Source organism: Modicisalibacter xianhensis, assembly GCF_900113605.1.
Classification (GTDB): domain Bacteria; phylum Pseudomonadota; class Gammaproteobacteria; order Pseudomonadales; family Halomonadaceae; genus Modicisalibacter; species Modicisalibacter xianhensis.
On record NZ_FOPY01000002.1, the window covers coordinates 1 to 24,377 of the forward strand.

Sequence of the window (24,377 nt, forward strand, 5' to 3'; positions counted from 1 at the left end):
ACCAGCCGTTGATTCATCATTCGGACCGAGGCATTCAGTATTGCTGCGATCGCTACCAGCGCCTGCACGCTCGTCATGGCATCCGCTGTTCGATGACCGATGGCTACGACTGCTACCAGAATGCCTTGGCGGAGCGGGTTAATGGAATCCTGAAAACGGAGTTCCTGTTGGTGCAGCCTTGGGACCTGGACCAAGCCCGCACCATGGTCAACGAATCGGTTGAAATTTATAACCGTGACCGGCCCCACCTGGCCCTGAAATACAAAACGCCCGATGCAGTGCATCGGGCGCTCTGAGGCGAAATTAGGTGTCAACCTATTTCAGGACTAGACACCTGAAAAAGGAAAATCCATGTCGCCTACCCTGACCAAGACCCTCGCCGCCCTTCCCCTGGCCAGTGCCATTGCCCTGCCGGCGGTGGCCGACGACGCCACGCTCGACTTCGGCGTCCCGGCCTGGCCCGGCATCACCGTCAAGACCGAGATCGCCTCGCAACTGCTCGAGCCGCTGGGCTACGAGACCCGCAGCCAGGAACTCGGCCTGCAGGTGATCTACCAGGCGCTGGAAACCGGCGATCTCGATGTTTTCCTCGGCGGCTGGATGCCGGCACAGCAGGATATGCTCAAGCCGCGCGAGGAAAGCGGCGACATCCTTCGTCTGGCCAACAATGTCGATGGCGCGCAAATGACGCTGGCCGTGCCCGAGTACGTCTACGAGAACGGCGTGCAGAGCTTTGCCGACCTGGACGCCAACCGCGAACACTTCAATGGTGAGATCCATGGCTTCGGTGCGGGCTCCGCCGCCAGCGAAATCCTCACCAAGGCCATCGACAATGACACCTGGGGCCTGGGCGACTGGCGCATCGTCGACACCAGTACGGTGGGCATGCTGAGCGCTGCCGAGGATGCCATCTCGCGTCAGGAACCCATCGTCTGGGTAGGCTGGACACCGCACTGGATGAACCTGGAATTGCCGATGCGCTATCTTGACGATCCCAAGAACCTGTTCGGCGAGAACAATGGCAAGAGCGATGTGCTGACTTTGATGCGCAGCGACTATGCCGAGTCCCACCCCAACCTCAAGAGCTTTTTCGAGCAGTTCGCCTTCAAGGCCGAGGAGCAGAGCTGGATGATCCAGGCGTTCGGGTTGGACGAGCGTGCCGCTGATGAGGTAGCCAAGGAGTGGATCAGCAACAATCCCGAGCGTGTCCAGGCCATGCTCGACGGTGTCACGACCCAGGATGGCGCACCGGCCTGGCCAGCCGTGCGTAAGGCTTTGTCGCTATAATCCTGCCTTCACGGCGGCCAGGCGTTGGCCGCCGTGCGCTGGATGCGTATCCTGATCGCCACCCAAACGACCGGATGCGCCGAACCCATGTCCCGTCCCCTCCTCATCGTCATCGTTTCGCTGGTCGCGCTGGCCGGTCTGGGCCTGCTATGGCAATGGTTGGCCATGAACGACGCCCTGTCGCCGGAACGCCTGATGGAACTCGTCCAGTATTCCGTCGCCTGGCGCGACTCGCCCTGGGCCGTGCTCGTGGTCGTGGCCGTTTACGCCGGTGCCTCGCTGGTGGTGTTTCCGCTCAGTATCCTGGTGGCCGTCACCGGTTTGATGTTCGGGCCTTGGTGGGGGTTCGGCTATGCCCTGGCCGGTACGCTGGTGGCCTCGGCCACTACCTACTGGGCGGGACGCAAGCTGGGCCGCGATGCACTGCTGCGGCATGGGGGTCATCGCCTCAACGGGATTGCCAAGCATCTGGCCGGACGCGGCATCCGCACCATGACGGTAGTCAACCTGCTGCCACTGGCGCCCTTTACGCTGACCAACATGATGGCCGGCGCCTTCCACCTGCGTTTTCGCGACTACATGCTGGGTTCGCTGATCGGGATCGTCCCCGGCCTGGTGGGCATGACCCTGCTGGGTAGTCAGCTCGGCTCGCTGGTCACCGCCGAGAATCGCAGCGATCTCTACTATGCCCTGGGTGGCCTGGTGCTGGCAGTGCTGGTATTGCTGGGCCTCAAGCGGTATGCCACCTACCGGCAGCAACGCAGCCGGCGCTGACCCTCATTTCTGCGAGGTTTCCGGCGCTTCGGGCTTGGCCATCAACCCGTGTACCGGCTCCTCCTGAAGCAGCGAGCGCAGCACCCGGCCGCGATGACGCAGTAACTGCCACTCCGCCTCCAGGCGACCACGCATGCGCTCCCAGGCATCCTCGTCGGCATGACTGACGGGGCCACCGGCAGCGATCGCTTGCCGGTAGACGTCCAGGCAGCGTGCGGCACAGCGTGACTCATCGAATGCCTGTGCCGTCGACAGGGCGCCTTCGCGTAGCGTGTTCCTCAATTCAGGCTCGTCGAGATTGCCGAGGGCGGACGCCAAGGCCTCGGTGTGATCGCCAGGCAACAGGTAGCCGTTGCATCCGCTTTTCACCACTTCACGTACACCCGGTGCATCCACCGCCACCACGGGCAGCCCGGCCGCCATGGCCTCGACCAGCACCATGCCCTGGGTCTCGCTGTGCGAGGCAAACGCAAACACGTCCATGGCATGGTAGGCATCGATCAGGGCCTGGTCATGCAGCTTGCCGGTGAAATGCAGCCGATCGACGACACCGGCGTCGAAGGCGATCTCATGCATGGCCATGCGTGCATCGCCATCGCCGACGACGAGAAAGTGCGCACGTGGCCGCTGGATGAGAAACCGCGCGACTGCCTCGGCCAGAAAAGGCAGGTTCTTTTCCCGCGCCAGCCGACCGACATGACCGATGACATAGGCCTGCTCGGGGATGCCCATGCGCCGACGCATGGCCACGCCATTGCCGTGGGCGAAGCGCAGGGTATCGACGCCGCTGGGGACGACATGTACTGCCTCGTTGGCCCCGCGCAGGCGCAGCAAGTCGCGGATACTATCGCTGGGGGCGATCACGGCATCGCACAGGCGGGTATATTCGGTGGAAAGTGCCACGGCAAAACGCTGCATGCGGGGCGAATCGCCCGGCACGTAGTGCGTGTAGTGCTCGTAGAGGGTGTGGTGGGTGAAAACCAGCGGCAAGCCATAGGTTTCCGCCGCCCGCGCTGCAGTATCGCCGAGCAGAAACGGATGATGCGAGTGAACGATATCGGGATCGAAAGCCTCGATGGCTTCGTAGAGTTGTCCGGGGATCGGCACCGGCAAGGAGAAGTCGCTGCCGTTGAAATGCTGTACCGCTGCCACGCGCACCACGTCAGGCTCATGTTTCGGCTGCCCCTTCAGCTTGGGCGCCACGACCAATACCCGGTGCCCTTCCGCCTGCAGACGGGCCTTGAGCCGCTGTACCGACTCGCTGACCCCGCCGACGATGGGACGGTATGTATTGGTAAACATGAGTATGTTCAAGCCAACTTCTCCTTGGCAGTGAAGGTGACGGTGGCGGTTAGGCCTCACGTCCTCGCGATACCCTCTCGGTATGCAGTGGCACGCTGCGGTGGCGACGGTACGCGACCGGGCAGCGCCTCCTCAAGATAGGCGACGAACGCCCGCAGGCGGGCCGGCAGATGACGACGCTGGTCATAGACGGCATAGAAGTCCGCCTCTATTCCCTGCCAGTCTGGCAGCAATCCGACGAGTTGCCCGCTTTCCAGATAGGGATACACGTCCCACCACGAACGCAGCATGATGCCATGCCCTTCCAGCGCCAGCAGCGTAATCGCCTCGCCATCGTTGCTGGCCAGCCGCCCGGATACCTTGACCCCGACTTCGCGCGTTTCGTTCACGAAGCGCCACAACGCATAGTCACTGTCGTTTTCGCGAACCACCAGGCAGTGGTGCATCGCCAGATCCTGGGGTGCAGCCAACGGCGGCATGGAAGCGACATGGTCCGGGGCCGCACACAGAATGCGGCGATTATACAGAATGCGTCGGGCAATCAAGCGGGAATCCGGGGGCTGACCGATACGAATGCCGATATCGAAGCCGTGGTCCGCCAGGTTGAGAGGGAAGTTGGTCAACTCGAGAAGGATCTCGAGCCGGGGATGGCGCTGGGTGAACGCCGAGATCAGCGGCGCGACATGTCGCCGCCCGAAACCGAAGGTGGCATTGATACGCAGGCGTCCCGACAGTGCACTCTGTCGTGCACTCAGCATACCCTCCAACTCACCAATGTCGTCGAGGATGACCGCTCCGCGTTCACGGTAGAGTTCGCCCTCGGGGGTCAACGTGAGACGACGAGTGGTTCGGCTGGCCAGTTCGACGCCCAGTCGTGCCTCGATCTGCTTGAGACGCTTGCTGACCGCCGACAACGAGATGCCGAGCTCGCGGGCCGTCGCTGTCAGGCTGCCGCAGTGTGCCAGGCGTTGGAAGAATGCCAGGTCATCGACGTGGGCCATACGATTATCAACTGCAACGCAACAATAGCTTGCATTCTACTCTGATTATTCCATGCCTGACAGCGTCTAGACTCTGGGTATCCGCATCCCCTACAACCCGACAAGAAGGAGACCGCCATGACCCATCGCATAGCCGCCATCGCCGGTGATGGCATCGGTACCGAGGTACTGCCGGAAGGCTTGCGTATCCTCGAGGCCGCGGCCAAGCGTTTCGACATCGATCTTGAAATCGAACATTTCGACTTTGCCAGCTGCGATTATTATCTCGAGCATGGGCAAATGCTGCCGGACGACTGGTTCGATACCCTGTCATCATTCGATGCCATCTTCTTCGGTGCCGTGGGCTGGCCGGAAAAGGTCCCCGACCACATATCGCTGTGGGGCTCCCTGCTCCAGTTCCGCCGCGCTTTCGACCAGTACATCAACCTTCGTCCCTGCCGCCTGATGCCAGGCATCAAGAGTCCATTGGCCGATCGCGAACCCGGGGACATCGACTTCTACGTGGTGCGCGAGAACACCGAAGGGGAATATTCCAGCGTCGGCGGCAAAATGTTCGAAGGCACCGAGCGCGAGGTGGTCATCCAGGATACGGTCATGACCCGGACCGGTATCGACCGGGTACTCAAGTACGCCTTCGACCTGGCCTCGAAGCGTCCGCGCCACAAGCTGACCTCGGCTACCAAGTCCAACGGCATCTCCATTACCATGCCCTACTGGGATGAGCGGGTAAAAGCCATGGCCAGCCACTATCCGGATGTCACTGTCGACCAGTTCCATATCGACATTCTAACGGCCAACTTCGTGCTGCATCCCGACTGGTTCGATGTGGTGGTGGCCAGCAACCTGTTCGGCGACATTCTTTCCGACTTGGGCCCCGCCTGTACCGGCACCATCGGCGTGGCTCCCTCGGCCAACATCAACCCGGAAGGCAAGTATCCCAGCCTGTTCGAGCCGGTTCACGGTAGTGCGCCGGACATTGCCGGCAAGGGCATCGCCAACCCCATCGGCCAGATGTGGTGTGGCGCCATGATGCTCGAGCATCTCGGCCATGAAGAGGCGGGTAAGGCCATCGTCGACGCCATTGAACAGGTACTGGCAGCAGGACCGGAACAGGCGCCACTCACCCCTGACTTGAAAGGCCAGGGCACGACCCAGTCATTGGGTAAAGCCATCACCGAAGCGCTCGAGAAGTAACCAAACGTACCAGTGTGTCCCAGGGCATACTGGTACGGTTACAGTACGGCGTTCGTTATCATCTAGATCAATTTTCTCGCTCTTTCGTCTTGCAACTTGTCCGCGATCCCCCTATCCATGAGTGAAACCTACAATGACAAGGATAAGGATATCGGCCATGGCCATTGCAACCCAATTGCCCACGTTTCCCCGCCTTACCTGGTTGGCGCCCTTTTCGTTCCTGGCCGGCTGCACCGGTATTCCCGAGGGCACCCAGGCCGTGACCGATTTTCGGCTCGAAAACTATCTGGGTCGCTGGTACGAGATCGCCCGTCTGCCGCACGGTTTCGAGGAAGGTCTCTCCTGTGTCACTGCCACTTATCGCCCGCGTGACGATGGCGGAGTCGATGTCATCAACCAAGGATATAACCTGGAAAATGGCCAGTGGGACGTCGCCGAAGGGAAGGCGTACTTCATCGAGAGTCCCGATGTCGGCCGTCTCAAGGTCAGCTTCTTCGGCCCGTTCTATGGCGGTTACAACATTCTGGAACTCGACGCGGACTATCGCCATGCCCTGGTGGCCGGCCCCGACCGCGACTATCTATGGATCCTGGCACGCGAGCCCAGTCTCGACGAGCACACTTACCGCTCGCTGGTCCGTCGAGCCCGGGAATTGCAATTTCCCGTCGACAAACTGATCAAGGTGGAACAACGCCCGACCATTTGCCCCGAACAGCGTCAGGCGAGCTGATAGCAACCCGGCATCTGCCTTCGACTAAAGACGCTTGCTATATGTTTAACATTCACCATTAAAGCTTCTACATTTTTTCTGGTAGGCCCTTGTGGCCTGCACCCTGTTCAACGCCACCAACAAACAGGTAGAAAAATGAAGCTTGGACGCCGCCAGTTCCTGTCAGCATCGGCCGCCCTGGCCGCTGCCAGTACTGCCCCCACCCTGTTCGCCCACACAGGCATGAGCGCTTCGCCACCGGATCGTTATCCGGCCGATGCCTGGAAGATCGTCGATGAACGTTTCCGCGATTATTTCCTTTTCAATACACCGCTGCAGCGCCAGTGGACCGGCGGGTTGTGGCTGGAGGGGCCGGCCTGGAATGCCGTAGGCCGCTACGCCGTTTTCAGCGACATTCCGCGCGCCCGGCAAATGCGCTGGGACGAAGCCACCGGACAGGTCAGCGTACTGCGCCACAAGGTAGGTCACTCCAATGGCAACACCTTCGATGACCGCGGTCGCCTGGTCTCCTGCGAGCACTCCCCAGCGCGCGTGATCCGCTACGAATGGGATGGAACTACCACCGTACTGGCCAGCCAGTACCAGGGCAAGCCGCTCAACGCCCCCAATGACCTGGTAGCGCTGCCCTCGGGCGGCATCATCTTCACCGATCCCGGTTACGGGGCCCACGTGGAATATGAAGGGCACAAGCGTGAACTGCAGCTCAAGCCGGCCATCTACTACATCGACGACTCACTGGACGAGCCGATCCTGCTGACCGACGAGATCCACAAGCCCAACGGCATCGCGCTGACCCCGGACGGCAAGGCCTTTTACGCCAGTGACACCGCCCCGTCGCACTTCCCCGACCAACCGGCGGCCATCATCAAGTGGTCCCTGGCAGAAGATGGCAAGAGCGTCAGCAACCGACAGGAAATCGTTACCAGCAACAGCACCACCTATGATGGCCTGACCTGCGACGTGCACGGCAATATCTGGTCGAGCGCCTCGGGCGGCGAGAGCGTCGACGGTGTGGCGGTGTTCACTGCGGATGGCACCCTGCTGGGCCGCATCTTGCTACCCGAAATCTGCTCCAACGTCTGCTTTGTCGGCGAGGATCGCAACCAGCTGCTGATGACCGCCAGCCAGTCGATCTACACGCTGTACACCGCCACTCAGGGCGCCTGATCCCGGCCCTTGGCCAACCAACCGCCAGCCGCCACCCATTTGTGAAAGGGTGGCGGCTGGCGTTTACATTATCGCACCCGCGTTTTTCATCACGTCGACGTCACCTCTTGTCCCTCTTCGCCCAACCCTCGAAGGTATTTATCCATCGAGGCAGCTAATCGTGCATTAACGCCATCGATTACGCTGCCCATGGATGTTTCCCAACAGAACAACAGGACAATAGGCAGGCGCCACGATGACTCTCGACCAGTTCTTCGCCAAGCTTTGGAACGACTACACGGCGATGACGCCGCAGGCCCAGCGCATTCACGATGCGTTTGTCGCCGACGGCGAGGCCATCATCAACGATCATGTCGCTTTCCGCACCTTCGATCGCGGGCCGATTACCTTGGCCAATCTCGAACCACACCTGCTGGCGCTGGGCTATACCCGCTTCGAACCTTACGACTTCGCCGCCAAGAAGTTGCGCGCCTACGGTTACCTGCCCCCCTCTGAAGAACAGCCGCGCATTTTCCTGTCGGAACTCAAGTGCGATGAGCTTTCGACGACCGCTCAGCGCATCATCGACGGGCTCGTCGGCCAGATCGATGCCGCCCGGGTGGGAACACCCGAAGTGATGTGGGCCGGCCGCCTATGGGATGCCCCCAGCTTCGAGGACTATCAGACCCTGATGGACGAGAGCGAGTATGCCGCCTGGCTGTCGATCATCGGCTTGCGCGCCAACCATTTCACCATCAGCGTCAACCACTTCCAGACCTACGACAGTGTCGAGAAGGTGCTCGACAAGGTCGAGTCGCTGGGCCTGGGCATCAATGCCTCGGGCGGGCGCATCAAAGGCTCGCCCGAGGTGCTGCTGGAGCAGGGCTCGACGTTGGCCGACCGCGCCGAGTTTACCTTCGCCGGTGGTCAGGTCGAGGAAATACCCACCTGCTACTACGAGTTCGCCAAGCGTTATCGCGCCAGTGACGGTAGGCTCTATCAGGGCTTCGTGGCCGCCAGCGCCGACAAGATTTTCGAATCCACCGATGTCCGGGGCGCTCGCCATGCTGGCTGAGTGGCTCGACCTGACGCTGGACGGTGAGCTGCCCTCTGACACTCAGGGGCGGCTGCCCTTCGGGCGTTATGTCCTTCACGGACCGGGCATTCTCGAACTGGCACCCAGTTCGCTTCAGCCACAAGCTCGGGCGGTGATCGTCTCCGTCGGCATCCACGGCAACGAAACCGCCCCCATCGAGCTGCTAGGCGAAATGCTTGCCCGTCTGGAAGCCGGCCTGCTGCGCCTCGGCGCCCCGACGCTGATCATTCTCGGCAACCTGCCCTCGATTCGTGCCGGACAGCGCTTTTGCGAAACCAACCTCAATCGCCTGTTCCGCCGCGATCAAGACGAACCGGGCGACGAGCCGCAACGGGCCCGCGAGTTGATGGCAGCTGTCGATAGTTTCTATGCGCGCCACTCCCAGCCGCGCCTGCACTACGACCTGCACACCGCCATTCGCGATAGCCGCTTCCCCCGCTTTGCCGTCGAGCCCTACGCAGATAACGGCATCCATGCCGAGCAATGGCGCTGGCTCGCCGCAGCCGATATCCAGGCGGTACTGCATCAGCATCAGCACAGTTGGACGTTTTCGCACTATTCGAAGCATTACTATCAGGCGCAGGCGTTTACTCTCGAGCTGGGCAAGGTGCACCCCTTTGGCGAAAACGATCTAGCAGTACTTCGCCCCATGCGACAACTGCTCGAAGCGCTGCTCGAAGGGCGCGAACCGCCCGGCGCCGACCCCGATGCCATGAAATTCTTCACGGTAGCGCATGAGCTGATGCGCGAAAGCGAGGACTTCCGCCTGTGCTTTCCCGACGATACGCCGAACTTCAGCGAATTCGATGTCGGTACCCGCCTGGCCTGTGATGCCAAGGCGGGCGAGTTTATCGTCACCGAGCAGCCCTTGGCGGTGGTCTTTCCCAACGCTCACGTGGAACTCGGGGCCCGTGCCGCCCTATTGGTACGCGCCACGACGACACCGCAGAATTAACGTTAGCGGCACATGCTACCTAGACGGCGCCGCATAGAATAAAAAACTTTTTCATTACAATAATTTAGAGGAAATTTACCATGAACCCTCCAATATCGTCAGACCAAAGTCGTAACTCTGGGTGAACAACCCGCTCTGAATCGGCGTCGAACGCCTGTTAGAATCGCTGCCTTTTCTGCGGCATCACGCTGCGTCAGCTCGCATCGATACACCGTACAGGTGACTTACGAAACGGCCCGCCCAGCCCCGGCTCATGCCGGCCCTGACCTGGGCACGGTTTCGTAGGTGACCTGACAAGCCAGTCACCGGAGCCCGACTCATGGCCGAAACGCCCCTTCCCCTCGAAGTGCGCAACCTACGCAAGCGCTTCGGAAGCAACGAGGTCCTCAAAGGCCTGTCCCTGCAAGCCCATCAGGGCGACGTGATCACGCTCATCGGCGCCTCCGGCTCCGGCAAGAGCACCTTCCTGCGTTGCATGAACCTGCTCGAGCAACCCAATGAGGGCGATATTCTCGTGCATGGTGAGGAGATTCGCTTCAAGGAAACCCGCCATGGCCGCGAGCCCGCCGACTGGAAGCAGGTCGAGCGTATCCGCGCCAAGCTGTCGATGGTCTTCCAGGGCTTCAATCTGTGGGCGCACATGACGCTGCTCGAGAATGTCATCGAAGCGCCGATCCATGTGCTCAAGAAGCCCCGCAAGGAAGCCATCGAGCAGGGCCGCGCCCTGCTCGATCGCGTCGGCCTGCTCGAGCGCGCCGACTATTACCCGGCACAGATGTCCGGGGGGCAGCAGCAGCGCGGTGCTATCGCCCGTGCCCTGGCCATGGAGCCGGAAGTCATGCTGTTCGACGAGCCGACCTCGGCACTCGATCCGGAGCTGGTCGGCGATGTGCTCAAGGTAATGCGCGACCTGGCCAAGGAAGGACGCACCATGGTCGTGGTCACCCACGAGATGGCCTTCGCCCGGGATGTGTCCAGTCAGGTGATCTACCTGCATCAGGGCGTGGTAGAAGAAGCCGGGCCGCCCGCAGACGTGCTGGACAACCCGCGCTCCGAGCGTCTCAAGCAATTCCTCGCGCCCAAGCATTGAGCAGGAGAGAACCATGATCGACCTGCAGGGCTACGGCCCGCGCCTGCTGGAAGGTGCTCTGGTAACCATCGAACTGGCGGTACTGTCGCTGCTGCTGGCCGTTATCCTCGGCTTGCTCACCGCCAGCGCCAAGATGTCACGCAGTTGGATCCTGCACCGCATCGGCACGCTTTACACTACAGTGATTCGTGGCGTACCCGACCTGGTACTGATGCTGCTGCTGTTCTTCGGTGGGCAGATGGGCATCAACCTGGTTACCGACTGGCTCTATTACCAGTTCGACATCGACATTTTCATCAACGTCAACGAGTTCATCGCCGGGGTCGTGACCATCGGGCTGATCTTCGGTGCCTACATGGGCGAGACGTTCCGTGGTGCCTTTCTTGCCGTGGACAGTGGCCAGATCGAGGCCGGCCGGGCCTACGGCATGTCCGAAGGACTGATGTTCCGGCGCATCCGCTTTCCGCAGATGATGCGCCATGCCCTGCCGGGACTGTCGAACAACTGGATGGTGTTGCTCAAGACCACGGCGCTGGTCTCGATCATCGGGCTCACCGACATGGTACGCGTGGCTGCCGAGGCCTCCAAGGCCACCCACGAGCCGTTCACCTTCCTGATCCCGGTCGCGGTGATCTACCTGCTGATCGCCAGTGTCTCGGAGTGGATCTTTGCGCGCCTGCAGAAACGCTACAACGTCGGGTTCGGGGAGGCTGACGAATGGAACAACTGAATATCTGGTTCACCAACCTGCTGGCCGACAACACCATCTTCAACGCCCAGACCCTGGAATACTATGCCGAGGGCCTGGCCACGACAGTTCAACTGGTGTTCCTGTCACTGGTCATCGGCCTGGTCATGGCCGTCCCGCTGGCCATCGCCCGCGGCTCACGGCGCAAGTGGATCAAGATGCCGATCTTCTTCTACACCTACATATTCCGCGGCACACCGCTGCTGATCCAGCTCTACATCATTTATTACGGCGTGGTGTTCATCGATGGCATCCAGGATACCTGGTTGTGGCTGATCCTCGAAGAACCGTTCTACCCCGCGCTGATCGCTTTCACCCTGAACACGGCCGCCTACACCACGGAAATCTTCCACGGGGCGATCAAGGCCACGTCCAAGGGCGAGATCGAGGCAGCTCGTGCCTACGGCATGTCACGCGGCCTGATGATGCGGCGCATCATCCTGCCCAGCGCTTTCCGCCGCGCCCTGCCGGCCTACGGTAATGAAGTGATCTTCATGCTGCACGCCAGCGCCATTGCCAGCGTGGTGACGATCATGGACCTGACCGGCGCCGCCCGACTGGTCTATGCGCGCTATTATGCCCCGTTCGATGCGTTCCTGTTCGTGGCCATGCTCTACCTGTGTCTGACGTTTGCCATCCTCTACCTGTTCCGCTATCTCGAGAAGCGCATGCTGGCGCATCTCCGGCCGCAGAGCTGAGGCAGCGTCAAACGAGCGTTGGGAAAATGCCTTCGGATGGCATGATTCCCTCTTCCGACACGACCTTGGGTACGCTACCTTGGTCGGGTCATCGATCAAAAGTCGATTCGCACAACAAAAGGGAAAGTCTCTCCATGAAAAAATTGCTGACCGTCACACTGCTGGGCGCCGCCCTCGTAGCCGGCTCTGCCCAGGCCCGCGATTACGACACCGTACGCTTTGGTGTCGACGTCCCGTACGAGCCGATGGAATACCGCACGCCGGAAGGCGAGCTGACTGGCTTCGACATCGAACTCGGCAATGCCCTGTGTGCGGAAATCGGCATCGAGTGCGAATGGATCGTGCAGGGCTGGGACGGCATCATCCCGGGCCTCATGTCACGCAAGTACGACGCCATCATGTCCTCGATGACCATCAATGAAGAGCGTCGCGAGCAGGTGCTGTTCTCAGATCCGTACTTCACGCCGCCGTCCGCCTGGTTCGTGCCGGCTGACAGCAACATCGACATGCCCGCCAAGGAGACCCTCGAAGGCAAGAACATCGGGGTGCAGCGTGGCACGCTGCAGGACAACTACGTAAGCGACATGTACGGCGAGATCGCTGATGTCAATCGTTACGCCACCGCCGACGACATGGTGCTCGACATGGAAGCCGGACGCCTCGACGCCGTGTTCCTCGACTTCCCGGTCGGCAAGTCCACGCTGCTCGACAGCGAAGACGGCAACTACAAGGTCGTCGGCAGCATGATCACCGAGCCCAAGTCCTATTTCGGCGATGGCTTCGGTATTGCCTTCCGCAAGCGTGACGAGGACCTCGCCAGCAAGTTCAACGAGGCGCTCGCCACGCTCAAGGAAAACGGCACCTACGACGAGATCTTCAACAAGTACTTCAGCAACAAGAAGTGACCGCAGGCGCTCCGGGCCACACGGCCCGGAGCACCGGGTCGGCAACCGCTCATGAACGCCTCGCCCATGCCACCGCTTTCGGCCACAGCCTATATCGTGCCGTTCTATCTCAGCGAATGGTTCGACGAATAGCCTTTCCTCGATGACGCGCCCGCGTCGTCCCGGCACGCCCGTGCCTGCTGCAATAGCCAGCCCCTGATATCACTCCAGATTTGCCCTGTGTCGAAAGGGCATGCTCCCGGTGCCACTGCACCTAACTCATCCTCCAGGAGGAGATTCGACATGCGTCATTCACGCTTGCTGCTTACCGCCGCCCTGAGCGCTTCCCTGGCCAGTGCGGTATTTTCCGGCTCCGTCATGGCTCGCGACGACGACCCGATTCGTCTGGCCGTCGACGTGCCCTACGAGCCGTTCGAGTACAAGACCGCCGACGGCACGCTGACCGGTTTCGAAGTCGACCTGGGCAATGCCGTCTGCGACTATCTCGAGGTCGAATGCACTTGGGTCGAGCAACCTTGGGACGGCATGATTCCCGGCCTGATGGCACGCAAGTACGATGCCATCATGTCGTCGATGGCGATTACCGAAGAACGCGCCCAGCAGGTCCTGTTCTCCGAGCCCTACTACACCACGCCCAGCGCCTGGATCACCGCCAAGGACCGTGACATCGACATCCAGGACAAGGAGAGTCTCAAGGGCCTGACGGTCGGCGTCCAGCGCGCCACCATTCAGGACCGCTACGTTACCGACCTCTATGGCGATGTGCTCGAGATCCGTCGATACGGCAGCGCCGATGACGTAATTGCCGACATGCAGACCGGTCGCCTCGACCTGACCTTCATGGACTACCCGATCGCCGAGGCGAGTATCGACATCGACACCGAAGGCAGCGAGTTCAAGCGCATCAGCGACTTCATCAAGGAGCCAAAGAAGTATTTCGGCCAAGGGGTCGGTGTGGCTTTTCGCAAGCGGGACAAGGCGCTGGCCGAGAAGTTCAACGAGGCACTGGCCGAACTCAAGGCCAATGGCACCTACGAAGAGATCATGAACAAATACTTCACTTACGACGTCAAGCTATGAGATCGCATGCCGCCCCGCTCCACGGGGCGGCATCGACAAGCGAGGTAACATGCTGACCCTGCTACGCAACGCCCGACTCTACAGCCCGGAACCGCGCGGGCTATGCGATCTTCTGATTGCCGACTCGCGCATCGCCGCCATCGCTGCGGCGGGCGAGACGTTGGCTACAGGCCCTGGCATCAACGAGATCGACTTGCACGGCCGACGTGTGGTACCCGGCCTGGTCGATCCTCTGGTACATTTTCTCGGCGGCGGCGGTGAAGGCGGCTTCGGCACCCGCACGGCCGAGCTGACCCTGGACGAGGCCTTGCGTTCGGGCGTGACGACACTGGTCGGTGCGCTGGGCACCGACGCCCTGACCCGCACCCCGGCCAACCTGATTGGCAAGGCACGTGAGCTGGCCGCCGGCGGCCTGAGCACCTATGCCTATACCGGTTCGTACCAGCTTCCCCCAGTCACCTTGACCGGCAGCGTGAATGGCGACATCGTCTTCATCCCCGACTTCATCGGTGTCGGCGAGGTGGCCATCAGCGACCATCGTGGTTCTCAACCCAGCTGGCAGGAACTCGCCCGGCTCGCCTCCGAGGCGCGTACCGCCGGCATGCTCGCCGGCAAGTCGGGCATCGTCTTCGTGCATGTGGGCGATGCTGACACTCGACTCGAGCCGCTGCGCGATGTTGCACGAAACACGGCAATCCCGCTGAGCCAGTTCTACCCCACCCACATCAACCGTACCTCGGCCCTGTTCGAGGATGGCCTGCGTTTCGCACGCGAAGGCGGACGCATCGACTTCACGACCAGCACCACACCGGAACTCCTTGCCGACGGCGAAGTACCCGCTGCGGAAGCGGTCGACCGAGTGCGTCATGCCCGGATCGACCTTTCGCGTGTCAGCCTGTCTTCGGATGCCAACGCCTCGCTGCCTCGCTTTGATGCCCAGGGTCGTTTCGTGGGGCTGGAACCCGGCCGTCTCTCCAGCCTGTTCGACACGCTGGGCGAGTGCCTCGATCTCGGCTTGCCTTTGGAACAGGCGTTACCGTGTGCCTCGACCCATGCGGCCGATACTCTGGGCCTGCACCGCAAGGGCCGCCTCGCAGCCGGTCAGGATGCGGACCTGCTCGTGCTGTCCGACGATGCCTGGCACATCGACGAGGTATGGGCGCTGGGCAAGTGCGTGCATGGCGGGCACGGATCCCGACGCTAGCAGTTGGCTCAACCCCGGCAAGCGCTTAACCTGTGCGCAGAGACACTGGCCAACAGGGAAGTCGATGATTCGTACCTTTACTTTCGATAAGCACGCCATCAAGGAAGTCAGCCGTGAGGCCCAGCCGCTCCCGCAACGGCTGTCCTCAGCGGCCTGGATCGATGCGCACGAGCCCGACGACGACGAGCGCGAACAGCTCAACGCCTTTCTCGCCGATGAACTACCTGCCGGTGAGGACGTGGAGGAAATCGAATCGTCGGCGCGCTACTTTGTGGATGCCGATGGCATCCACGTACACTCCCTGTTCCTGTCACACAGCGAAGGCCGCCACGGCAATACCACCGTGGCCTTCATCCTGCAGCCTGATCGCCTGATCACGTTTCGCGATTGCGAACTCGCCGACTTTCGCCTGCTGCGCATGCGAGCCCGCTATGGGCAGGTAGAGGCTGCGTCTCCCCAGGAGTTGGCGCTGACCATCTTCGACCAGAAAGTCGAGAATCTCGCCGACACCCTGGAGGACATCCATCGCAAGCTCGAGGATGTCAGCCATCTGGTACTTGAGGAGGAGGATTCGGATCTCGAGGATGCGATTGATCAGCTCGCCAAGCTGGAGGACAGCAACGGCAAGATTCGCCTGTGTCTGATGGATACACAGCGCTCGGTGGCCTTCCTGATGCGCCAGTTGCGAGGCCACAACGAGTTGCAGGAAACTGCGCGCGAGATCATGCGCGACGTCGAGACGTTGATGACCCACACCACCTTCTTGTTCGACAAGATCAATTTCTTGATGGACTCGACCCAGGGTTTCATCAACATCCAGCAGAACCAGATCATCAAGATCTTCTCGATTGCCGCTGTCGTCTTTCTCCCGCCGACGTTGGTCGCCAGTATCTATGGTATGAACTTCGAGCACATGCCGGAATTGTCATGGCCCTATGGCTACCCGTTCGCGTTGTTGTTGATGGTGGTGGCCGGGATTTCGCCGTATCTGTATTTCAAGCACAAGAACTGGCTTTAGAAGGACACTTCAACGAGCTGTTCCCACTCTCGGCAACTCAATGGGAATGGGAGCCACCGATATGCTGCACGGGAGGCGGCAGTTCGCCGTTGTCCTGCTCGTCGGCGGGCAGCGCGAGTTCACGCAGGATGCCACAGGCGCCGGCTTCCGCTTCACCCCGACAACGTGCCCGCAGATCGAGCAGCGCGTCGCGCAGGCTGGCCAACTGGGCGAGACGCGCCTCGACGTGACCAATGTGCTCGTCGATGAGATCGTTGACCGCAGCACAATCACGCTCGGGGTGATCGCGAAGGGCCAGCAACTCGCGGATTTCGTCGAGCGCCATGTCCAATGCCCGGCAATGACGGATGAACGTCAGTCGTTCGACATGCGTCGCGCCATAGACCCGATAATTGCTGCTGCTACGCGCCGGCTCGGGCAGTAGTCCCTCGCGCTCGTAGTAGCGAATCGTCTCCACCTGGCACCCGGTCCGGCGGGCCAGTTCACCGATCTTCATTACACGTCTCCTGCCGATGCACCGCGAAGGTGCAATTTCTTTCCTGCATCGGTCACTGGAAGTCTTTCAATGGTATGTCAGGCGCCAGGAGTGGCAACCATGGCACGCCCCGACAGGCGATTGGCACGCTCCTTACTTTAGTTTAAATGCATCGCCTGAACGGCGGAGCCGGCGCTCTCACCGGTTCCGCCGTCCGTTTTTCAAGATGCCACCGACTGATGCAAAGCCTGATCAAGAAAGTTGAGCATCCAGCGCACCACCACCTGATCGTCCACCGGCGCACTGAGCGAGGTCATGCCCTCCCGCAACCGGTTGCCCGGCAGAATGTCGCGCTTGAACTCCATCAGATCAGCCGAATAGGCCTTGGTGAACTCGGGGTGTCCTTGGACACCGAGGAATGTCTCCCCTACCTGCATGAGATAGATCGGACAAAAATCGCTCACGGCGAGGATCTTCGCCCCTTCCGGCAACTGTCGCACCTGGTCCTGATGGCTGACCACCAGATCGAGCCCTTCCTGCCAGGGTTCCATCCAGGCGGCACGCTCTGTCACCCGGTTGAAAGACATGCCCACGCCCCAGCCGCGTTCATTCTTGACCACCTCGCCCCCCAGCGCCTTGGCGATCAACTGATGTCCGAAGCATACGCCGACCAATGGCCGGCCTGTCCGCCAGAGTTCACGCACGAAGCTGCAAAGCCTGTCGATCCAGTCGCTACCGTCGTTGACGCCAAACTTGGACCCGGTAATCAGCCAGGCATCTACCGCCATGGTATCGGAGGGAATGTCCCCGTCGTGGCAGCGCCAGGTCCGAAAGCTCAGCGTGGGGTCGGCTGACGTCATTAGCCGCTCGAACATGTCGGGATAATTGCCATGACGAGGCTGTAGCTCCTCGGCCACATCATCGCACTGCAGCAGACCGATGCGCATGCGTCACTCCTTTATCGATCGTTGTGTCGTTCGTGGCGTGCCAGGACATGCCCAAAGGCAGGCGAAGCGATGGCACGCGGCAGCCATGGGCGCTATCGTAGCGTGGAATCGGGCCTTAACCCATGCCGGAGCGATCCATGCCCCTGACATCACAAAGCATCCCTTTCCAAGAAGTCCAGCGTCCTTCGTCAGCATGGACGGGCTGGGGCCAGTGGCTGGCCCTGATCACCATGACCGTGGACCACGTTACGCGCTACCTGTTACCCGATCATTGGAACGTCGGGTGGGCAAGCTCCTCCATCGGACGCATCGCCTTTCCCCTGTTCGCCGCCATGGTGGCCTGGCACGCGCTGTTCAATACCCGCAGCCCGCTGCGCTATGCTCGTCGAATCCTAGTCATCGGCCTGTTAGCTCAGTTGCCCTACCTGGCCATGCCGCGCGATCATTTCCAGTTGAACATCTGCTTCACGCTGGCCTTGGGGCTGTTCTGGGGAAGCTGGCTGTTCGACGTCGTCCGCCAGTCGGGAACGAGGCGTAACACGTTCATCACGGCCCTGCTTATTGCCCTGACAGGCCTGGCCTGGCTGCTCATCGGGCCATGGGTAGAGTACGGCCGCCAAGGCTTGCTGATGATTCCGTTCTACATGCTCGCCTTCCAGGCATTGAGCCAACCGGCCGAGCCACTGCTGGAGCGCCTGTGGGCCGCCCTTGCCACGCTACCGCTGCTGCTCAATGCCGGATTGCTCAACAGCTCGGACATGGCCAAGTCATTTACCGTCGCGACCTGTCTGGCCGTGCTGCTGCTGGCCGCCGGTGCAGCCAGGCACATTCCCCAGGTGGGCTATGCCATGCCACGCCGGGTCTGGCTGGCCTGGTACCCGGCGCACTTTGCGGTTATCGCGCTCCTGCTGTTACTGATGGAGTGACGTCCTGCGCCTCTCACTAACCGAGTCACGTCATGTAGTTTGGCGCGGGCAGTACCCGTGCCAGCGCCGAAAACGTCAACGGACGATGGAAGAAGAACCCCTGGAATCTTTCGCAGCCGTTGGCTGACAGGAAAGCCAGTTGGTCGTCCGTTTCCACGCCTTCGGCCACGACATCCAACGCCAGATGCTGGGAAATGGCGATGATCGTCTGCACGATAGCGGCGTCGTTGGGGTCGTCCAGTTCCTGCACGAAGCTGCGGTCGATCTTGAGTTCATCGAGGGGCAGACGCCGAAGATAAGACAGCGACGAGTAACCGACCCCGAAGTCGTCGATAGCCAGGCCGACGCCGATGCGCTTGAGCTCGCGCATCTTGTCGACGGCACCCTGCAAGTGGTCGATGAGCACGCCTTCGGTCAACTCGAGGAACAGACGCTCAGGCGCGATCCCTGAACTGCCGACGGCTCGCTCGATGCATGTCACGAAGTCGGACTCGCCGAAATGACGGGGACTGATGTTGATGGACAGTCGCGGCAAGCGCTCGGCATCGAGGGCCTGCAGGCAACGGCAGGCCTCGCGCAGCACCCATTCGCCCAACTCGACGATCAGGTTGCTTTCTTCCGCCAGTGGAATGAATTCCGCCGGTGACACCGAGCCACGCGTCTCGTGTTCCCAACGCAGCAGCGCCTCGGCACCGACGATGACGCCATAGGCATCGACTTGAGGTTGATAGTGCAGGCTCAACCGGTCGTCCTCGATGGCCCGACGCAGGTCGCTTTCCAGCGCCAGACGCCGTTCGACCTCGATCTGCATGCTGGGCTGGTAGCAGCAGACCCGTGAGCGGCCTTGGGTCTTGGCCTGGTACATAGCGGTATCCGCGTGCTTGAGCAGGTCATCGGCATTCTGTGAGCCATCGGGGAACAGTGTCATGCCAATGCTCGGCGTTACACGCAAGGTACGTCCATTCAGCACATAGGGAACAGAAAGCGCATTCAGGAATCGCCGCGCCAATGCCATGGCCGCCCGGTTGGCACGGTCGGGTGAGTCTGGCAAGCCAGTGACCAGAACCACGAACTCATCGCCGCTCAAGCGGGCCGCGACATCTCCCTGACGAAGCAGGCCGGTCAGACGCTGGGCCACATCGCGCAGTAGCCGATCGCCCATGGCATGCCCCAGCGAGTCATTGACTGCCTTGAAGCGATCCAGATCGAGGAACAGCACGACGCCACGTTCGCCACTTTGCTGGCAGGCCTGATGTGCCGCACCAAGCCGCTCGAGGAGCAGGCGACGATTGGGCAGGTTGGTCAGAGGGTCGTAGAAGGCCTGATGATGGATCGTTTCCTCGGCACGCTTGCGCTCGGTAAAGTCCTCGATGACCGCGACACCGCCAGCGATCTGGCCACTCGCGTCGCGAATCCCGTTGAAGAAGGCGCGTAACGGAATCATTCGCCCCGAATGAATGCTGACGTAATCCCCCTCGTAGTAACCACTGCCTTCGTGAAGCGCACGAGCCACCGCGTCCATGACCCGGGAGTCGATCAAGTCATGGCAAAGGTCCAGCCCGATCACCCCGCCCCGTCGCCCGCCGACAATGTCGAGAAACTTGTCATTGCAATCGAGAATGCCACCCTGCGCATCGAAATGCAGGATACCCAACGGCGCGGAGTGAAAAATGCTGCGATAGCGGCTACGACTTTCACGTAGCGCCCGCTCACGTTCCTCCCCCTGGGCACGCAGCCGAATATTGTCGGCGATCAGCCTTCCGAACCGGTAGCTGGCGACCAGCGTGAGACACAGGAACAAGGCCATCAGCAGCGCCAGCAGCATGGCGACCGGCGTGCCTGTCTGCACAAAGCGCAGCATCAACGGCGCCATGGTCGGCACCAGAAACAGCGCCGCGACACCCCATACCGACGATAACGTCGTTACCGCCCCGGCGCTGACGCCGGCCAGAATGATGGCCAGCGCCGCCTGTCGCTCGTGCTGATCGACAGGAAACAGCAGAAAACCGGCGGCCCCCCAGGCCATGCCCGCAGTCAACGCACCCAATGAGAACCCGATGAGCCAGCGCCTTCGGGCCTGCATGGCATCGTTCTGGCGTCGATAGCGATGCGCCAGGCCAAGACGCAGCAGGGAAACCGCAACGATGGCCACCAGCCAGGCCAGTAGCCAGGCATGTGGCATGACCGACCAGAGCGACACAATGAGCAACAGGGCACAGGCCACACTGGCCAGGACCGGCTGCCAAAGCCCGTGATACAGCATGCTCACCCGTTCGCGGCGCACTGCCGGCAGGGAGCCACGCCCCAACATCCTCCGCCATGGTGCGAAGCGCCCCAATGAATCCGTCATCCACTCTCCCTATCCTGGGCCTGGACCTGCCGCAGGTTGTCCTGTAGCAGCCCCGAATGCTCTCGTCCTTGAGCCAGCCGACATGGCAGCCACTCAGCCTTGTACGTTATCTCATCATAGCGAACCAACGAGCCCCGACGAATGGATGAGATCGCTGCGTTGAATCGAGTGAGCGTTTACCGATATTTCGCATGTCGCCCTTGAGTGAGCTCAAGCCTTGCTATGCTTGCCAGAGGTGGGGTGGGCGCGACCGTGGAGCGCTAGCCGCACCGGGGCGGCCATCGCAAGCCCGTTCGTGGCATTCCGCCATACAACAACAGGAAACCATGGTGGCCGCAGCTTCCATCCGACCCTGGGGAACCTGCCATGAAACGTCCCGTACGGATCGCCATTACCGGCGCTGCCGGTAGCATCAGCAACTCCCTGCTCTTTCGTATCGCCGCCGGCGACATGTTCGGCCCCGACCAGCCGGTCATCCTGCAACTCATCGAGCGCCCCGAAGCCATGCCTGCCTTGCATGGGATGGCCATGGAACTCGAAGACTGCGCCTTTCCGCTGCTGCATACCGTACGCCTGCACGACAACGCCGAAGCCGGCTTCAAGAACGTGCATTATGCGATCCTGCTCGGCGCTCGGCCGCGAGGCCCCGGCATGGAACGCAAGGACCTGCTGTCGGCCAACGCCGAGATATTCAGTCGTCAGGGTCGGGCCTTGAACGACCATGCCAACCATGACGTCAAGGTCGTGGTGGTCGGTAACCCCGCCAACACCAACGCGCTGATCGCCAGCCGTAATGCACCGGACCTTTCGCCGTCACAGTTCACGGCAATGAGCCGCCTCGACCACAACCGTACCAAGGGCATGCTGGCTAATCATACCGGCTGCAACCCAACTGATATTCGCCGGGTGGCAGTCTGGGGCAACCACAGCGCCACCCAGTACCCTGACCTGCGCCACGCAGAAACGTTCGGCATGCCGGTCTTTCCCAGCCTGGACCTGAATTGGGTCGAGAACGACTTCATTCCCCGGGTCCAGAAGCGTGGCGCCGAAGTCATCGCCGCCCGCGGCCAGTCCAGTGCCGCCTCGGCGGCAAATGCCGTCATCGATCACATGCGCGACTGGGCCCTGGGCACCCCGCCGGGCGATTTCACCAGCATGTGCATTGTCTCGGACGGCAGCTATGGCGTGGCCAAGGGCATCGTCTTTTCCTTCCCGGTCTGCTGTCGCTATGGTCGTTACCAGATCGTCCAGAACCTGGCCATGGATGAGGCAAGCCTGAAGCGGCTAAAGACCACCGAGGCCGAACTGCTCGAAGAAAAGGCGGCTGTCGATCACCTGCTGCCCAAGGAAACCGAAGAAGCCCACAATAACCTGAGTATTCGCCTGCGCTCCGGCGCTGTCCGCTATGCAGAGGAAGACAACGATGATGACAGTCCGGCAACCGTGCTGAGAACCGATCGCGTCATGTAAACGACGCCCAGCGTCTAGCGATGCCGTTCGATGGATGTTTGATTGGTCATCGGCGGCATCGTGAACGTTCTTACCACCCACCACAGCGCTACCAGCAATCCCAGCGGCAGCAGTACCGTCTCGAGCAGGTAGACCACCAGCAACTGGATGAAGCGGTCCACCATATCGTCGGAAAAGCCGCGAACATCCAGCGCCATCGCCGTTGTCTCGTCACGCAGTTCGCGCATCCAGTCGAATAGACCGCTATCCTCCGCTTCCAGCGCTTCGACATCGGCTTCCTGCAGTTCGGCCGTGGCAGTATCCAATTGTTGCTGAGCCACGATACGTCGGGGCTCGAGCACGGCATCCGAGATCACGGCGACCCCGGTCACCGCCAACGGCACCATGAGCCGGGCAACGACCAACAGGACCAGGGCACCGCGCGCCAGCCGTCCCAGACGCCAGGCAACCGACGGCAACATTAGCGAGATCAGGAGAATCAGGGCCACGGTACTGCCCAGCACGGCGATCGACGCATTGTGACCGAGCTCGATCAGCACGCGCTGGATGCCGATCGAGGCCATTGCCACGACCATGACATCAGAATAGCGCTCGGCCATGTCCTGCAATGGCTTGAAGAATTGCCCTGGCTTGACCGCCACGCCACCGATGACCGGCAAGGTCAGCTCGGCTTCGGAGACCAGGGCGATACCGCGATCAATCAGACGCGCCGACCCGTAGGAAGCGGCAGCCAGCACCAGCGAGCGGTTCAGCGCCTCCACCGCCGTAGTCTCGACCGGCGCCATCGCCGGCCCCAGCACGCGTCGTTCGGCCAGGCCACTGCCCGATGCCAGCAGCACGAGACATAACAGGAACGCCATGGCGACCCGCTGGCCCACGCCATGGCGGGGACCGGAGAGCCCCGCGGGCGCTGCCTGGCGCGACATCGTCCAGGATAGGCAAGGCAGCACCAGGCTCAGCGCCAGCAACACACCTTGCCAGGGCGCCTGCATGCTTTTCAGCCACCATTGCCGTGCCGCCACGGCGCCGACGAGCCAACCCAGCAGCAGGCCGTAACTCAGCCATGGCAGGTCCATCACCCACCAGTAACTCACCAGGTAGGCCGCATCGAGCAATGCGGCCACCCCCACTCGCCAGACGACGTTCATGAAATAACTCCTCGACTTTCTCCGACTAAGGCCTGCCCCGTGCACACGGTACAGCGCAACATTTGCAGCCTGCCCAGTTAATTACCATCCTAGTTATCAAAGCTGAGGAGAGGCCTTATGAACGACCGAGTTTTTCTGATCACCGGTGCCTCCAGCGGCATCGGTGCCGCCACCGCCCGCGCCGCGCACCGAGAAGGCTACCAGCTGGTGCTGGCGGCACGCTCCGCGGACAAATTGGATGCCCTGGTCAAGGAGTTCGGTCCCGAAAAGGCCTTGGCCATCTCCTGTGACGTGACCTCCATGGACGACCAGCGTGCCATGGTCGATCAGGCGCTGGAGCATTTCGGACGCATCGATGCCGTGTTCGCCAATGCCGGGCGCGGCGGTTCGCCGGGCGGCTTCAGCGAGGCCGACCATGAATCATGGCGCGCATTACTGATGACCAACGTCTATGGCGTCGGCCTGACGATCCAGGCCACCCTTCCCGCCCTGCGCCGTAGTCGGGGGCATATCCTGCTCACCGGTTCGGCAGCCGGTCGCGCCACCATTCCCGGCTCGATGTACAGCGCCAGCAAGTGGGCGGTGACCGGCATCGGCTACAACCTGCGCGAAGAACTGCGCGGCACCGGCATCCGCGTGACCTTGATAGAGCCCGGCATGGTCGATACTGCCTTTTTCGATCAGGCGCCGGCACATGCGTTACAGGATAGGGACATTGCCAATGCCGTACTGTATGCGGTCAACCAGCCCCCGCACGTCGACGTCAACGAAATTCTCGTGCGCCCGACCCCACCCATGGACTAGGCTGGCAAAGGCAATAACAAAAACTTGAT

The 24,377-nt window shown here is 61.4% G+C and carries 23 protein-coding genes and 1 pseudogene; 18 read left to right on the forward strand and 6 right to left on the reverse strand.

The features are described 5' to 3' along the window. The 3 genes and pseudogenes from BM194_RS01845 to BM194_RS01855 form a co-directional block, all read left to right on the forward strand. Positions 1–330, forward strand: a pseudogene (locus BM194_RS01845) (transposase); the annotation flags it as partial. Between the two features lie 21 nt (positions 331–351). Continuing rightward, complete coding sequence (locus BM194_RS01850; RefSeq protein ID WP_092843059.1) at positions 352–1,287, forward strand: ABC transporter substrate-binding protein; 936 nt, start codon at positions 352–354, stop codon at positions 1,285–1,287. A gap of 87 nt (positions 1,288–1,374) precedes the next feature. Then, positions 1,375–2,061 carry a TVP38/TMEM64 family protein gene (locus BM194_RS01855; RefSeq protein WP_092843677.1) on the forward strand — a complete coding sequence of 229 codons (687 nt, stop codon included), beginning with the start codon at positions 1,375–1,377 and terminating at the stop codon, positions 2,059–2,061. 3 nt (positions 2,062–2,064) lie between these two features. Here the strand turns inward: BM194_RS01855 and BM194_RS01860 are convergent, their stop codons facing one another. Continuing rightward, positions 2,065–3,375 carry a glycosyltransferase gene (locus BM194_RS01860; protein ID WP_244890846.1) on the reverse strand — a complete coding sequence of 437 codons (1,311 nt, stop codon included), beginning with the start codon at positions 3,373–3,375 and terminating at the stop codon, positions 2,065–2,067. Between the two features lie 44 nt (positions 3,376–3,419). Then, the gene (locus tag BM194_RS01865; protein WP_092843063.1) at positions 3,420–4,364 is read right to left on the reverse strand and encodes a LysR family transcriptional regulator; all 945 of its coding nucleotides are present in this window, start codon (positions 4,362–4,364) and stop codon (positions 3,420–3,422) included. A 117-nt stretch (positions 4,365–4,481) separates the two neighbouring features. On the opposite strand from BM194_RS01865, the gene BM194_RS01870 reads away from it, so the two are divergent. The 12 genes from BM194_RS01870 (at position 4,482) to corA (ending at position 16,228) form a co-directional block, all read left to right on the forward strand. Beyond that, the gene (locus tag BM194_RS01870) at positions 4,482–5,558 is read left to right on the forward strand and encodes a tartrate dehydrogenase (RefSeq protein ID WP_092843065.1); all 1,077 of its coding nucleotides are present in this window, start codon (positions 4,482–4,484) and stop codon (positions 5,556–5,558) included. 157 nt (positions 5,559–5,715) lie between these two features. Beyond that, positions 5,716–6,288, forward strand: coding sequence for a lipocalin family protein (locus BM194_RS01875; RefSeq protein WP_092843067.1), 573 nt, complete (start codon positions 5,716–5,718; stop codon positions 6,286–6,288). A gap of 135 nt (positions 6,289–6,423) precedes the next feature. Further along, positions 6,424–7,455 carry an SMP-30/gluconolactonase/LRE family protein gene (locus BM194_RS01880; RefSeq protein WP_092843069.1) on the forward strand — a complete coding sequence of 344 codons (1,032 nt, stop codon included), beginning with the start codon at positions 6,424–6,426 and terminating at the stop codon, positions 7,453–7,455. A 235-nt stretch (positions 7,456–7,690) separates the two neighbouring features. Next, positions 7,691–8,509 carry a DUF1338 domain-containing protein gene (locus BM194_RS01885; protein ID WP_092843071.1) on the forward strand — a complete coding sequence of 273 codons (819 nt, stop codon included), beginning with the start codon at positions 7,691–7,693 and terminating at the stop codon, positions 8,507–8,509. Then, positions 8,499–9,485: a succinylglutamate desuccinylase gene (gene astE / locus BM194_RS01890; protein WP_092843679.1), complete on the forward strand. Its 987-nt coding sequence runs from the start codon at positions 8,499–8,501 to the stop codon at positions 9,483–9,485. Before BM194_RS01885 ends, astE begins: the two co-directional genes overlap by 11 nt. A gap of 319 nt (positions 9,486–9,804) precedes the next feature. Next, the gene (locus BM194_RS01895; RefSeq protein WP_092843073.1) at positions 9,805–10,575 is read left to right on the forward strand and encodes an ABC transporter ATP-binding protein; all 771 of its coding nucleotides are present in this window, start codon (positions 9,805–9,807) and stop codon (positions 10,573–10,575) included. A gap of 13 nt (positions 10,576–10,588) precedes the next feature. Further along, a complete protein-coding gene (locus BM194_RS01900; RefSeq protein ID WP_092843075.1) occupies positions 10,589–11,305 on the forward strand; it encodes an ABC transporter permease in 717 nt (238 codons plus the stop codon). Next, positions 11,293–12,021, forward strand: a complete 729-nt coding sequence (locus tag BM194_RS01905) for an ABC transporter permease (RefSeq protein ID WP_092843077.1) — start codon at positions 11,293–11,295, stop codon at positions 12,019–12,021. Before BM194_RS01900 ends, BM194_RS01905 begins: the two co-directional genes overlap by 13 nt. Before the next feature lie 134 nt (positions 12,022–12,155). Next, a complete protein-coding gene (locus BM194_RS01910) occupies positions 12,156–12,926 on the forward strand; it encodes an ABC transporter substrate-binding protein (RefSeq protein WP_092843080.1) in 771 nt (256 codons plus the stop codon). A 282-nt stretch (positions 12,927–13,208) separates the two neighbouring features. Next, positions 13,209–14,006: a transporter substrate-binding domain-containing protein gene (locus BM194_RS01915; RefSeq protein WP_092843082.1), complete on the forward strand. Its 798-nt coding sequence runs from the start codon at positions 13,209–13,211 to the stop codon at positions 14,004–14,006. 49 nt (positions 14,007–14,055) lie between these two features. Further along, positions 14,056–15,210: a beta-aspartyl-peptidase gene (iadA, locus tag BM194_RS01920; protein WP_092843084.1), complete on the forward strand. Its 1,155-nt coding sequence runs from the start codon at positions 14,056–14,058 to the stop codon at positions 15,208–15,210. 64 nt (positions 15,211–15,274) lie between these two features. Further along, positions 15,275–16,228 (forward strand): magnesium/cobalt transporter CorA, encoded by a 954-nt coding sequence (gene corA, locus BM194_RS01925; RefSeq protein WP_092843086.1) that lies wholly within the window; start codon positions 15,275–15,277, stop codon positions 16,226–16,228. Between the two features lie 37 nt (positions 16,229–16,265). Here corA and cadR read toward each other — a convergent pair whose 3' ends face one another. Then, positions 16,266–16,724, reverse strand: a complete 459-nt coding sequence (gene cadR, locus BM194_RS01930; protein ID WP_092843088.1) for a Cd(II)/Pb(II)-responsive transcriptional regulator — start codon at positions 16,722–16,724, stop codon at positions 16,266–16,268. 200 nt (positions 16,725–16,924) lie between these two features. Next, complete coding sequence (locus tag BM194_RS01935; RefSeq protein ID WP_092843090.1) at positions 16,925–17,650, reverse strand: type 1 glutamine amidotransferase; 726 nt, start codon at positions 17,648–17,650, stop codon at positions 16,925–16,927. A gap of 137 nt (positions 17,651–17,787) precedes the next feature. Between BM194_RS01935 and BM194_RS01940 the strand changes: the two genes are divergently transcribed. Beyond that, complete coding sequence (locus BM194_RS01940) at positions 17,788–18,576, forward strand: TraX family protein (RefSeq protein ID WP_092843092.1); 789 nt, start codon at positions 17,788–17,790, stop codon at positions 18,574–18,576. A 25-nt stretch (positions 18,577–18,601) separates the two neighbouring features. On the opposite strand, the gene BM194_RS01945 is transcribed toward BM194_RS01940, so the two are convergent. Beyond that, positions 18,602–20,926: a putative bifunctional diguanylate cyclase/phosphodiesterase gene (locus BM194_RS01945; RefSeq protein WP_244890847.1), complete on the reverse strand. Its 2,325-nt coding sequence runs from the start codon at positions 20,924–20,926 to the stop codon at positions 18,602–18,604. A 366-nt stretch (positions 20,927–21,292) separates the two neighbouring features. Between BM194_RS01945 and BM194_RS01950 the strand changes: the two genes are divergently transcribed. Then, positions 21,293–22,396 (forward strand): malate dehydrogenase, encoded by a 1,104-nt coding sequence (locus BM194_RS01950; protein ID WP_092843094.1) that lies wholly within the window; start codon positions 21,293–21,295, stop codon positions 22,394–22,396. Between the two features lie 14 nt (positions 22,397–22,410). On the opposite strand, the gene BM194_RS01955 is transcribed toward BM194_RS01950, so the two are convergent. Further along, positions 22,411–23,544 (reverse strand): hypothetical protein, encoded by a 1,134-nt coding sequence (locus tag BM194_RS01955; RefSeq protein WP_092843096.1) that lies wholly within the window; start codon positions 23,542–23,544, stop codon positions 22,411–22,413. A gap of 117 nt (positions 23,545–23,661) precedes the next feature. On the opposite strand from BM194_RS01955, the gene BM194_RS01960 reads away from it, so the two are divergent. Next, on the forward strand, positions 23,662–24,348 hold the full coding sequence (locus BM194_RS01960; protein ID WP_092843098.1) for an SDR family oxidoreductase: 687 nt from the start codon (positions 23,662–23,664) through the stop codon (positions 24,346–24,348). Positions 24,349–24,377 lie beyond the last annotated feature (29 nt).